An 11,831-nucleotide genomic window follows, 5' to 3' on the forward strand; every position below is an offset into this window, starting at 1 on the left:
CGTGGGCGCCCGACGGGCGCGGGGGTCAGGCTTCGAGCCGCACCTCGCGCACGCCGCGCCCCAGCCGCTGGCGCAGCAGCGTGCGCAAGGTGACGCCGTCCGCGTAGCCGACCATGCCCGCGATCTGCTCGAGGCTCTTGTTGCTGGTCTTGAGCAGGTGCACGGCGCGTTCGACGCGCAGGTCCTGCACGTACGACAGCGGGCTCTTGCCCAGCACCTGCTGCATGCGCCGGGCCAGCGTGCGCTTGCTGGTGCCCGCGGCCTGCGCCGCTTCGTCGAGCGAGAAACCCTCGGCCAGCCGGCCGCGCGCCCAGCGTTCGAAGCGCTCCACCAGCGGGTCGGCGTGCGAGAGGTGGTCGGAGATCACGTAGGCCGACTGCGAGGGGCGCGAGTCCACGATGAGGTAGCGCGCGACCAGCGCCGCGAGTTCCGGGCTGGCCTGGCGCACCAGCCACAGCGCCATGTCGACGTGGCTCAGCGCCGCGCCCGCCGTGACGAGCGGCCCCGAGCTGACCAGCATGCGCGAATCGTCGAGCAGCACCGCCGGGTAGCGCTGCCGGAAGAGGGTGGCCAGCCACCAGGTGGTGGTCGCCTTGTGGCCCGCGAGCACGCCGGCTTCCGCCAGCACGAAAGTGCCGATGCACGCGGCGGCGATGCAGCCGCCGTCTTCGGCGCGCGCGCGCAGTGCCGCGCAGGCATCGCGGACGTCGGCGCGTTGCAGGGCGGGCTCCAGCGTCTCGGGCATCTTGCAGCCGAGCGCCGGGACGATGAGCCAGTCGGTGGCGGCGCCGGTGTCGGCCAGCGTGTGCGTCACCGGCACGGTGAAGCCCTGGGCGGTGCGCACGCGCTTGCGGGTGCCCACGATGGTGACCTCGAAAGGTGCCACGTCGAGCTGCAGCATGGCGGCGAGTTCGTTCGCGGTGGTGAAGACATCGAGCACCGTGGCCAGGCCGGAGTCGAACACGCCGTCGAGGGCGAGGACATCGAGTTTCATGGCAATAACGATACCAAAGATGTCAAAAAAGCCAATGGCCCAGAGGGCGGGGCTTGCCTAGAGTCCATGCCAGCGCCGCGCAATCCCGTGCGCCGTTGTTGTCCACCCCAGGAGATGTCCCATGATCAAGTTCGCACTGTTCGCCCGCCTCGAAGCCAAGCCCGGCAAGGAAGCCGCCGTCCAGCAATTCCTCGAGGCCGGCCTGGCCATGGCGCGCGAGGAAAAGACCACGCCGATCTGGTTTGCGCTGCGGCTGTCGCCCAGCACCTTCGGCGTGTTCGATGCGTTCGAGGACGAAGCCGGTCGCCAGGCTCACCTGACCGGCCCGATCGCCCAGGCCCTGATGGCGCAGGCGCCCGAGCTGTTCGCCGGACCGCCCTCGATCGAGCCGATCGAAGTGCTCGGCCTCAAGAACGTGGCGGCCGCGGCGTCGTGAGCGTGCAGGCGCAGCCCATGACGACACTCGTCGGCGACCCGGTGTTCGTCAGCGACGGTGAACGCTTCGTGCCCACCGAGGCGGCCATCGGCCCGTGGTCCGCCGATGCTCTGCAGGGCAGCGCGACTGCCGCGCTGCTCGTGCGCGCGCTGGAGGCGCACGAGGCGAGCCACGTGCGCGAGGTGGCGCGGTTGAGCTTCGATTTCTGGCGCCCGGCGAGCCGGGCGCCGATCACGCTCGAATTCACCCTGCTGCGCGACGGCGCCAAGGCGCGCGCGGTGGCGTTCGACATGCTCCAGGACGGCAAGCCGGTGTTGCGGTGCACCGCCTTGCTGCTGCGCAGCGGGCAGACGCCCGCACTGCCGGCCGCCGACGCCTTCGCCGCCGCGACGTTCGCGCCGCCGGAAGAGGGCGCGCCCATTCCCGCGGCGGCGTCCCGCATGAGCCCGTTCTTTGCCGGCGTGGACGTGCGCATGGCGCGCGGGCAGATCCTCGAGCCCGGCCCGGCCGCCGCATGGCTGCGTCTGGGCCGGCCGCTGGTCGACGCCGAGGCCGCATCGCCGCTGGCCCAGGTGGCCTCGGCGGCCGATCTCGTGGCGGGCATCTCGCAATGGGCGCATCCGGCGCGGCTGGGTTTCGTCAATGCCGACCTGACGATCAACCTGCGGCGCGCGCCGCGCGGCGACTGGATGCTGGTCGACGCCCTCACGTTTGCGGGCCCGATGGGCACGGGCTATGCCGTTGGGCAGTTGCACGACCGCGGCGGGCCGGTCGGGCAGTGCGTTTCCAGCCTCCTGTTCGAGGCGCGCGGCTGAAGCGGGCAGCGGCTAGAATCGCCCACTCTGCACTCAACAAGAGCGAGAAAGGCACCTTGGTTATGACACCGCGAACTACCCCGCAAGGATTCAGCGGCTTTTTCTTCTTCGAAGGAAAGGGCCGGTAGCCCCGCGCTCGCTGGTTTTTCCAGCGCACCAACCAAGCAAAGCGCGGCATCCACCGCGCTTTTTTGTTTTTCTCCCGAGGTTTTCACATGATCCAGATCACGCTCCCCGACAACTCGCGCCGCGAGTTCCCCGGCCCGGTTTCGGTGGCCGAAGTGGCCCAGTCCATCGGTCCCGGCCTCGCCAAGATGACGGTGGCCGGCAAGATCGACGGCAAGCTCGTCGATGCCAGCGACGTCATCGACCGCGATGCCAGGCTGCAGATCATCACGCCCAAGGACGACGAGGGCCTGGAGATCATCCGCCACTCGACGGCCCACCTGGTCGGCCATGCGGTGAAACAGCTGTACCCGACGGCCAAGATGGTGATCGGGCCGGTGATCGACGAAGGCTTCTACTACGACATCTCGTTCGAGCGCCCGTTCACGCCCGAGGACATGGCCGCCATCGAGGCGCGCATGCGCGAGCTGATCGCGCAGGACTACGACGTGATCAAGAAGATGACGCCGCGTGCGGAAGTCATCGAGGTCTTCAAGTCGCGTGGCGAGGACTACAAGCTGCGCCTCGTCGAAGACATGCCCGACGAGCAGGCCATGGGCCTGTACTACCACCAGGAATACGTCGACATGTGCCGCGGCCCGCACGTGCCGAACACGCGCTTCCTGAAGGTCTTCAAGCTCACGAAGCTGGCCGGCGCCTACTGGCGCGGCGACGCCAAGAACGAACAACTGCAGCGCATCTACGGCACGGCCTGGGCCGACAAGAAGCAGCTGGACCAGTACATCCAGCGCATCGAGGAAGCCGAGAAGCGCGACCACCGCAAGCTGGGCAAGGAACTCGACCTGTTCCACATCGACGAAGTGGCGCCAGGCGTGGTGTTCTGGCATCCGAAGGGCTGGGCGATCTGGCAGCAGGTCGAGCAGTACATGCGCGGCATCTACCGCGACACGGGCTACTGGGAAGTGAAGGGCCCGCAGATTCTCGACAAGAGCCTGTGGGAGAAGACGGGCCACTGGCAGAACTACCGTGACAACATGTTCACGACGGAGTCGGAGAAGCGCGAGTACGCGCTCAAGCCGATGAACTGCCCGGGCCACGTGCTGATCTTCAAGAGCGACCTGCGCAGCTACCGCGACCTGCCGCTGCGCTACGGCGAGTTCGGCCAGTGCCACCGCAACGAACCCAGCGGCGCGCTGCACGGCATCATGCGCGTGCGCGGCTTCACGCAGGACGACGGCCACATCTTCTGCACGGAAGACCAGATCCTCGACGAATGCATCGCCTACACGGCGCAGCTGCAGAAGGTCTATGCCGACTTCGGCTTCACGGACATCCTCTACAAGGTCGCGACGCGGCCCGAGAACCGCGTCGGCTCCGACGAACTGTGGGACAAGGCCGAGCACGCGGTGATGGAGTCGCTGCGCCGTTCGGGCGTGGACTTCGTCATCTCGCCCGGCGACGGCGCCTTCTACGGCCCGAAGATCGAGTACACGCTGCGCGACGCCATTGGCCGCCACTGGCAGTGCGGCACGATGCAGGTCGACTTCAACACGGCCGAGCGCCTGGGCGGGGAGTACGTCACGGAATCGAGTGGCCGCGCCCACCCGGTGATGCTGCACCGCGCCATCGTCGGCAGCCTCGAGCGCTTCATCGGCATGCTGATCGAACACCACTCAGGCGCCATGCCCGCATGGCTCGCTCCGGTGCAGGTGGCGGTGCTCAATATCAGCGAAGGGCAGGCCGACTACGCGGCGCAAGTTGCGAAAACGCTGCAAAATCAAGGGCTTAGAGTTCAGCTGGATCTGCACAACGAAAAGATTACGTATAAAATACGGAAGCATTCGTTGCAAAAGCTCCCTTACATCCTCGTCGTGGGTGACAAGGAAAAGGAAGCAGGTGCCGTCGCAGTGCGCGCCCGGGGCAATCAAGACCTCGGTGCAATGTCCCTCGAATCGTTCACGCAACGGCTCGTCCAGGACGTTGCTGACAAGCGTTGATTTGTCTCTGAAACACCCCATATGTTTCTCTGCCATCTCGTGCCGCCTGTCCGCGAAGACTGATCGGCGATCGCTACAGATTTTGTAGCAAACTTTGAAGGATTCTGACCATCGCTACTGCATTTCGCGACCGCCGCCACCGCGAGGAACGCCAACACCGCCTGAACCGGGAAATCATGGCCCCGGAAGTCCGCCTGGTCGGCCCGGAAAACGAGCCATTGGGTGTCATGAGCCTTTCCGAAGCTTTGCGCCTTGCGGGCGAGGCCGACGTGGATCTGGTGGAGGTCGTTGCGGCGGCCAATCCGCCCGTGTGCCGCCTGATCGAGTACGGAAAGTTCAAGTACCACGAGCAGAAAAAGGCAGCCGAGGCGAAGTCGAAGCAGAAGGTCATCGAGGTCAAGGAAATCAAGTTCCGGCCCGGTACCGACGATGGCGACTACAACATCAAGATGCGCAACATCAGGCGCTTTCTTGAAGAGGGCGACAAATGCAAGATCACGCTGCGCTTCCGCGGCCGCGAGATCACGCACCAGGAGCTCGGTCTGGCACTCTTGCAGCGCATTCGCGACGAGCTGGGCGACACGATCATGGTCGAGCAGTTCCCGAAGCTGGAAGGCCGTCAGATGATCATGATGATCGCTCCGGGCCGCAAGAAGGTTGGCGGCGCGGCGCCGAAGCCGGCAGCAGATGCTGCGCCGGCAGCAGCGCCCACGGCAACCGCCTGAGGCATTTGCAGTAGACGGGTTTTGAAGGGGTTTCGCCTTGGCCCGCACTTCGAAAGAAGTGCAGGCGGGGGCGAGATAAAGAAGTGTCTCGGGGCCAACAAGTCCGTGGAGTATCCGCGGCGCCTCACGAGCACAAACTAAAGGAGCATTCACATGCCCAAAATGAAGACCAAGAGCAGCGCGAAAAAACGTTTCCGCGTTCGTCCCGGTGGCACCGTCAAGCGCGGTCAAGCCTTCAAGCGTCACATCTTGACGAAGAAGACCACCAAGAACAAGCGTCACCTGCGTGGTGCAGTCGCAGTGCATGAGACCAACATGGTTTCTGTCGCCGCCATGCTGCCCGGTCGTGGCATTTAACTCAGACGAACAAGGAGTACACACATGCCTCGCGTCAAACGTGGTGTAACGGCTCGCGCCCGCCACAAAAAAGTTCTCGCACTCGCCAAGGGTTTTCGCGGTCGCCGCGGTAATGTCTTCCGCGTCGCCAAACAGGCGGTGATGAAGGCTGGGCAATACGCCTACCGTGACCGCCGTACCAAGAAGCGCGTGTTCCGTCAGCTGTGGATCGCGCGTATCAACGCCGCCTCGCGTGAACTGGGCCTGACCTACAGCCAGTTCGCCAACGGCATCCGCAAGGCCGGTATCGAGATCGACCGCAAGATGCTTGCGGACATCGCCGTGCACGACAAGGCCGCTTTTGCCGGCATCGTGGAGCAGGTCAAGGCCAAGCTGGCTGCTTGATTTTGCACAGCAGGTTGCCGTCTCCGGACGGCTTCTTGCGCCCACGGCTCAAGGGCTGGCGCTTGAAAAGGCTCCAGCTCTTTTTTATTTCCCCTCGAAGATTTTTGTTGCTATGAACGAGTTGGACTCCCTGGTCGACACCGCACGCGCCGCCTTCGCCGAAGCGAAAACGCCCGCAGAGCTCGAAAACGCCAAGGCCCAGTTCCTTGGCAAGTCGGGCCGCATCACCGAGCTGATGAAGGGCATGGCCGCGCTGAGTGTCGAAGAGAAGAAGTCCCGCGGCGCCGCGATCAACGTCGGCAAGCAGGCCATCGAGGCCGCACTGACCGACCGCCGCCAGCAACTCGCCGACGAAGAACTCTCGCTGCAGCTGCGCGCCGAAGCGCTCGACGTGAGCCTGCCCGGCCGCCACCGCGCCGGCGGCGGACTGCACCCCGTGAGTCGCACGCTGGAGCGCATCGAGGAAATCTTCTCGAGCATGGGCTTCGATGTCGCCGACGGTCCCGAGATCGAGAGCGACTGGCACAGCTTCACCTCGCTCAACAACCCGCCGAACCACCCGGCGCGTTCGATGCAGGACACCTTCTACGTCGACCTCAAGGGCGACGATGGGATTCCCTACAACCTGCGTCCGCACACCAGCCCGATGCAGGTGCGCTACGCCCACCAGCACACCAAGAAGTACGCGGCCGAGTTCGCCGCTGCTGCTGCCGACACCACCGGCACCGTGAAAGCGCCCGAGATCCGCGTGATCGCGCCCGGGCGCACCTACCGCGTCGACAGCGACGCCACCCACTCGCCCATGTTCCACCAGTGCGAAGGCCTGTGGCTCGGCGAGAACGTCAGCTTCAAGGACCTGAAGGTCGTCTTCACCGACTTCTGCCGCACCTTCTTCGAGCGCGACGACCTCGTGCTGCGCTTCCGCCCGAGCTTCTTCCCGTTCACCGAGCCCAGCGCCGAAATCGACATCCAGTTCGCGAGCGGCCCGCTGGCCGGCCGCTGGCTCGAAGTCGCCGGCTCGGGCCAGGTGCACCCGAACGTCGTGCGCAACATGGGCCTGGACCCCGAGCGCTACATCGGCTTCGCTTTCGGCATGGGCCCCGACCGGCTCACCATGCTGCGCTACGGCGTGAACGACCTGCGCCTGTTCTTCGACGGCGACCTGCGTTTTCTCTCGCAGTTCCAGTAAGCACGTCCTTTCCACAGATAGAAAACCAGATCGAGATCGAAGAGATGCAATTCCCGGAATCCTGGCTGCGCGAGTTCTGCAACCCGCCCCTCGACAGCGCCGCACTGGCCGAAACGCTCACCATGGGCGGCTTCGAAGTCGAAGAGCGCCGTCCGGTGGCGCCGCCTTTCACGCGCATCGTGGTCGGCGAAATCAAGGAAGCCGAGCAGCACCCGAATGCCGATCGCCTGCGTGTGTGCCAGGTCGACGTGGGGCAGGGCGCCTTGCTGAACATCGTGTGCGGCGCGCCCAATGCGCGCGTCGGCATCAAGGTGCCGTGCGCCCTCGTCGGCGCCGAACTGCCCCCGGGTGAAGACGGCAAGCCCTTCCTCATCAAGCTGGGCAAGCTGCGCGGCGTCGAGAGCCAGGGCATGCTGTGCTCGGCGCGCGAACTGAAGCTGAGCGAAGACCACGGCGGCCTGCTCGAACTCGACGCCGACGCCCCCATCGGCGCCGACGTGCGCGACGTGCTCAAGCTCGACGACGCGCTGCTCACGCTCAAGCTCACGCCGAACCTGGCGCACGGCCTCAGCGTGTACGGCGTGGCGCGCGAACTCGCCGCACTCACCGGCGCACCGCTGAAGACGCCGGCCATCGCGGCCGTGGCCACGTCGTTCTCCGATGTGCTGCCGGTCAAGGTCGAAGCGCCCGACCTGTGCGGCCGCTTCTCGGGCCGCATCGTGCGCGGCGTGAACACCAAGGTCACCACGCCCGCGTGGATGGTCGAGCGCCTCGCGCGCTGCGGCCAGCGCAGCGTGACGCCGCTGGTCGACATCTCGAACTACGTGATGTTCGAGTACGGCCAGCCCAGCCACATCTTCGACCTCGACAAGATCCACGGCGGCCTCACGGTGCGCTGGGGCAAGGCGGGCGAACAGCTCAAGCTGCTCAACGGCACGACGATCACCGTCGACGAGAAGGTCGGCGTGATCGCCGACGACCGCGAAGTCGAATCGCTCGCCGGCATCATGGGCGGCGACGCCACCTCGGTGACCGACGACACGCGCAACATCTACGTCGAGGCCGCGTTCTGGTGGCCCGAGGCCGTGCAGGGCCGTTCGCGTCGCTTCAACTTCTCGACCGACGCCGGCCACCGCTACGAGCGCGGCGTCGACCCGAGCCGCACCGTGCAGATCATCGAGCGCATCACGCAACTGGTCGTCGAGATCTGCGGCGGCGAAGCCGGCAAGATGGACGACCAGACTTTGCGCCTGCCCGAGGCCGCGCCCGTCACGCTGCGCGTGGCCCGTGCCGCGCGCGTCATCGGCATGCCGCTGACGCAGGCGCAATGTGCCGACGCCCTCCATCGCCTCGGTTTCGCGATCACCGAAGGCGAAGGCACGCTGACCGTCACGCCGCCGCCGCACCGCTTCGACCTGCTGATCGAGGAAGACCTCATCGAAGAAGTCGCGCGCCTGATCGGCTTCAACAACCTGCCGACCACCGCGCCGCTCGCGCCCATCACGGCCCGTGTGCGCCCCGAGGCGCAGCGCAGCCGCTTCGCGGTGCGTCGCAGCGTCGCAGCGCTGGGTTACCAGGAAACCATCAACTTCAGTTTTGTCGAAGCGCACTGGGAGCAGGACCTGGCGGGCAACGCCAACCCGGTCAAGCTGCTGAACCCCATCGCCAGCCAGATGAGCGTGATGCGCTCGTCGCTGCTCGGCTCGCTGCTGCAGGTGCTCAAGTTCAACCTGGACCGCAAGGCACCGCGCGTGCGCGTGTTCGAGCTGGGCCGCGTGTTCCTGCGCGACGACAGCGTCGTCACCACCGACAGCACCGTGCGTGGCGTGAACCAGCCCATGCGCGTGGCAGGCCTGGCCTGGGGCGATGCCGAGGCGTCGCGCTGGGACGGCAAGCCGCAGCGCGTCGACTTCTACGACGTCAAGGGCGACGTCGAAGCGCTGCTCGCACCGCGCGTGCCGACCTTCGAAGCGGCCGAGCACCCCGCGCTGCACCCCGGCCGTTCGGCCCGCGTGCTGCTCGACGGCCAGGCCATCGGCTTCATCGGCGAGCTGCATCCGCGCTGGCGCCAGAAGTGGGACTTCACCCAGGCGCCCGTGCTGTTCGAACTCGACCTCGACGCCGTCACGGCGCGGCCCGTGCCCGTGGCGCAGCCGGTGCCCAAGCACCAGGCCGTCGAACGCGACATCGCGGTGGTCGTGGCCGAAGCGGTGTCGCACGACGCGCTGATGCAGGCCATCCGTGCGGGTACGTCCGCCTCGGGCCTGCTGCGCGATGCGACGCTGTTCGACATCTACCGTCCGCAGCCGTTGCGCGAAGGCGCCGTGGCGGCGCCGGGTGCGCTGGCACCGGGCGAGAAGAGCATGGCCGTGCGCCTGACCTTCCAGAGCGATGCCGCCACGCTGACGGACGAGCAGGTCGAACCCGCTGTCCGTGCAATCGTCGAACAACTGGGCGCCACCCTGGGCGGCCGCTTGAGAGGATGAAGATGAACGCCGCCGAATTCACGCTCGAAGCCCTCGAAACGCCGGCGCTCACCAAGGCGCACCTGGCCGACCTGCTGTTCGAGCAGATCGGCTTGAACAAGCGTGAGTCGAAGGACATGGTGGAGGCGTTCTTCGAGCTCGTGGCCAGCAGCCTGATCGAAGGCACGGACGTGAAGATCTCGGGCTTCGGCAACTTCCAGATCCGCGTGAAGGCGCCGCGTCCCGGGCGCAACCCGCGCACCGGCGAAGCCATTCCGATCGGCGAGCGCCGCGTGGCCACCTTCCATGCGAGCGCCAAGCTCAAGGAGCAGATCCAGGGCAGCGTCGAGCCGCAGGGCGGCACTTCCGAAGTCGAGTGGAGCCTGGGCGCGGAATAGTGCTTGGTGCTGTGCGGCCGCGTAGAGTAATCTATGAGGTTTCCCGCGCACAGTCTTGATTTCAATGGAGAAAACGCTCCCGCCGATTCCCGTCAAACGCTACTTCACCATCGGTGAGGTCGGCGAGCTCTGCGGCGTGAAGCCGCACGTGCTGCGCTATTGGGAGCAGGAGTTCACCCAGCTGCGCCCGATGAAGCGGCGCGGTAACCGCCGCTACTACCAGCACCACGAAGTGCTGATGATCCGCCGCATCCGCGACCTGCTCTACGACCAGGGCTTCACCATCAGCGGTGCGCGCAACAAGCTGCAGGAACTCACGCAGGGCGAGCGCGACCGTCGCAAGGCGGGCGAAGTACCGCTCGAAGGCCTCGAGGCCTTCGAGATCGGCCAGGAAGAATTCGACGCCGCCGTGCACGAGGAACCGGGGTCCGCGGCGGTCGCGCAGAGCGTCGATCTGTCGCAGTTGTTGCACCTTCGCCGCGAACTCTTTGAAATTCGTGAGCTTCTGACTGTCGGGCACTGAATTTAGCCCGCTATAATCGAGAGCTTCGGTGTGTGGCGCAGCCTGGTAGCGCACTTGCATGGGGTGCAAGGGGTCGAAGGTTCGAATCCTTTCACACCGACCAACAAAACGTCCAAGGGCGTCCGGTTTCATCCACCGGACGCCCTTTTTCATTGGTGAGCTGGGTAACGGTTGTCCACGGTCGTACACTGAAATCCAGTGACAGCCAGCGCTAAGTGGGGGTACAGGTGGGGGTTCAAACTCCACGAACCTCTAAGTTGGCAGTTTTGTACCCCCAGCCCCCTCGACGTAGCCATGCCATTGACCGATGCCGCGTGTCGCAATGCCACCTGTCCTCCTGATCGAAAACAGGCGAGATACGCTGATTCGGGCGGTCTCTATCTAGAAGTTTCTGCAGCAGGCTCACGCTGTTGGATTCCGCCGATCTCTGACCCTAGATTTCCATCGAATACTGACCCACCCGCTTTGTGAGCCCGAAGGCTTCACGATGTGGATAAGTGCTTGATGTTCTCCTTTTTAGGTTGAGACGTTGCGGAACTGGTTTTGTGTGTGGATCTGCCGCAGATTGCGCCGCTGTTTCCGCGATTTGGTTGCCTCGATCGCGAGCCACGTCGCGAGCTTCTCGGCATAGGGATCGAGCTTGCTTGAGCTCGTCCGCTTGGCGTAGCGCGGCTCTTCATCGCCGGCTCGCAGGTACTTCTTTACGGTGTTGCGAGACAGGCCTGTACGCCTGGCTATCTCGCGAATGGACATCTGCTCGCGCAGGGCCCAGCGTCTGATGACACTCAATGTCGCCACGTCTATCACTCCTAGGATCCCCTGCTTTAAAAATCAGCAGGGTAGGGTTTTACGTGGGTCAGTCTTAGACGGAAATTACTGCGTTAGCTGGGTCAATTTTCGGCGGCAATCAACAGTGTGAACACAGAGCGCCTCTCGGTTCATCAACCATGGGGCGTTGGGCGGCCAAACCTAGAGCCGCAAATGAACGCGCCGGCAACCTCAGATCGGTAGCTTCGGGCATCAAGACACTTTCGCTGGCCGCCTGCCTTCGTCTTGAACCCAAGCGGCATCACAGACCCGCTCCAGCTCCGGCAGCTGGTACGTCTGGCATGCGGTCCGATAAAAAAGGTGTTGAATTCCGCTGATCTCTGACCCTCGAGTCAGAGATCAGCGGAATTCAACAGCACTCACCTCGGGCGACGTTTCACACCTCGATCCCGCTGCCGAACACGCGGCACACCATGATCCTCTTGATGATGGCCGACGAGAAGTTGCTGCGGGAGGGCACGTTGCCGGAGGCGCCGACTATGGAACTCCCCTCGACGCCACTGGAACTCGCTTTCAAGCCGCGACCGAACGACTCATGACTTACGGAATACATCCGCACGTGCTGAGACTTGTTTAGCCAATCCCGACGGATTT

At 65.0% G+C, this 11,831-nt stretch carries 13 protein-coding genes, 1 tRNA gene and 1 pseudogene; 13 read left to right on the forward strand and 2 right to left on the reverse strand.

What is annotated here, in order from left to right; translation table 11 throughout:
* Positions 1 to 25: 25 nt before the first annotated feature.
* Positions 26 to 994 carry a GlxA family transcriptional regulator gene (locus tag AC1RLW_RS00105; protein WP_493191829.1) on the reverse strand — a complete coding sequence of 323 codons (969 nt, stop codon included), beginning with the start codon at positions 992 to 994 and terminating at the stop codon, positions 26 to 28.
* 121 nt (positions 995 to 1,115) lie between these two features.
* Between AC1RLW_RS00105 and AC1RLW_RS00110 the strand changes: the two genes are divergently transcribed.
* The 12 genes from AC1RLW_RS00110 (at position 1,116) to AC1RLW_RS00165 (ending at position 10,880) form a co-directional block, all read left to right on the forward strand.
* Entirely contained in the window at positions 1,116 to 1,430 is a 315-nt protein-coding gene (locus tag AC1RLW_RS00110) for a putative quinol monooxygenase (protein WP_070061263.1), read from the forward strand.
* A gap of 17 nt (positions 1,431 to 1,447) precedes the next feature.
* On the forward strand, positions 1,448 to 2,245 hold the full coding sequence (locus AC1RLW_RS00115) for a thioesterase family protein (RefSeq protein WP_493191830.1): 798 nt from the start codon (positions 1,448 to 1,450) through the stop codon (positions 2,243 to 2,245).
* Between the two features lie 215 nt (positions 2,246 to 2,460).
* On the forward strand, positions 2,461 to 4,368 hold the full coding sequence (thrS, locus tag AC1RLW_RS00120) for a threonine--tRNA ligase (protein WP_493191831.1): 1,908 nt from the start codon (positions 2,461 to 2,463) through the stop codon (positions 4,366 to 4,368).
* Positions 4,369 to 4,469: 101 nt separating this feature from the next.
* Positions 4,470 to 5,093, forward strand: a complete 624-nt coding sequence (gene infC / locus AC1RLW_RS00125) for a translation initiation factor IF-3 (RefSeq protein WP_082818065.1) — start codon at positions 4,470 to 4,472, stop codon at positions 5,091 to 5,093.
* A 153-nt stretch (positions 5,094 to 5,246) separates the two neighbouring features.
* Positions 5,247 to 5,450, forward strand: coding sequence for a 50S ribosomal protein L35 (gene rpmI, locus AC1RLW_RS00130; protein ID WP_007832497.1), 204 nt, complete (start codon positions 5,247 to 5,249; stop codon positions 5,448 to 5,450).
* A 24-nt stretch (positions 5,451 to 5,474) separates the two neighbouring features.
* A complete protein-coding gene (gene rplT / locus AC1RLW_RS00135; RefSeq protein WP_007832499.1) occupies positions 5,475 to 5,834 on the forward strand; it encodes a 50S ribosomal protein L20 in 360 nt (119 codons plus the stop codon).
* Positions 5,835 to 5,946: 112 nt separating this feature from the next.
* Complete coding sequence (gene pheS / locus AC1RLW_RS00140) at positions 5,947 to 7,023, forward strand: phenylalanine--tRNA ligase subunit alpha (RefSeq protein WP_056579739.1); 1,077 nt, start codon at positions 5,947 to 5,949, stop codon at positions 7,021 to 7,023.
* A 44-nt stretch (positions 7,024 to 7,067) separates the two neighbouring features.
* On the forward strand, positions 7,068 to 9,509 hold the full coding sequence (pheT, locus tag AC1RLW_RS00145) for a phenylalanine--tRNA ligase subunit beta (RefSeq protein WP_493191832.1): 2,442 nt from the start codon (positions 7,068 to 7,070) through the stop codon (positions 9,507 to 9,509).
* 2 nt (positions 9,510 to 9,511) lie between these two features.
* Positions 9,512 to 9,886, forward strand: coding sequence for an integration host factor subunit alpha (locus AC1RLW_RS00150; protein WP_095747662.1), 375 nt, complete (start codon positions 9,512 to 9,514; stop codon positions 9,884 to 9,886).
* Between the two features lie 64 nt (positions 9,887 to 9,950).
* A complete protein-coding gene (locus tag AC1RLW_RS00155) occupies positions 9,951 to 10,409 on the forward strand; it encodes a MerR family transcriptional regulator (RefSeq protein WP_493191833.1) in 459 nt (152 codons plus the stop codon).
* A 26-nt stretch (positions 10,410 to 10,435) separates the two neighbouring features.
* A tRNA-Pro gene (locus AC1RLW_RS00160) sits at positions 10,436 to 10,512 on the forward strand.
* 191 nt (positions 10,513 to 10,703) lie between these two features.
* Positions 10,704 to 10,880 carry an Arm DNA-binding domain-containing protein gene (locus AC1RLW_RS00165; RefSeq protein WP_493191834.1) on the forward strand — a complete coding sequence of 59 codons (177 nt, stop codon included), beginning with the start codon at positions 10,704 to 10,706 and terminating at the stop codon, positions 10,878 to 10,880.
* A gap of 78 nt (positions 10,881 to 10,958) precedes the next feature.
* On the opposite strand, the pseudogene AC1RLW_RS00170 reads toward AC1RLW_RS00165, so the two are convergent.
* Positions 10,959 to 11,216, reverse strand: a pseudogene (locus AC1RLW_RS00170) (helix-turn-helix domain-containing protein); the annotation flags it as partial.
* Between the two features lie 434 nt (positions 11,217 to 11,650).
* Here AC1RLW_RS00170 and AC1RLW_RS00175 point away from each other — a divergent pair.
* The gene (locus AC1RLW_RS00175) at positions 11,651 to 11,776 is read left to right on the forward strand and encodes a hypothetical protein (protein ID WP_493191835.1); all 126 of its coding nucleotides are present in this window, start codon (positions 11,651 to 11,653) and stop codon (positions 11,774 to 11,776) included.
* The last annotated feature ends 55 nt before the right edge of the window (positions 11,777 to 11,831 follow it).

Source organism: Variovorax sp. GW822-FHT04A09, from assembly GCF_058801005.1.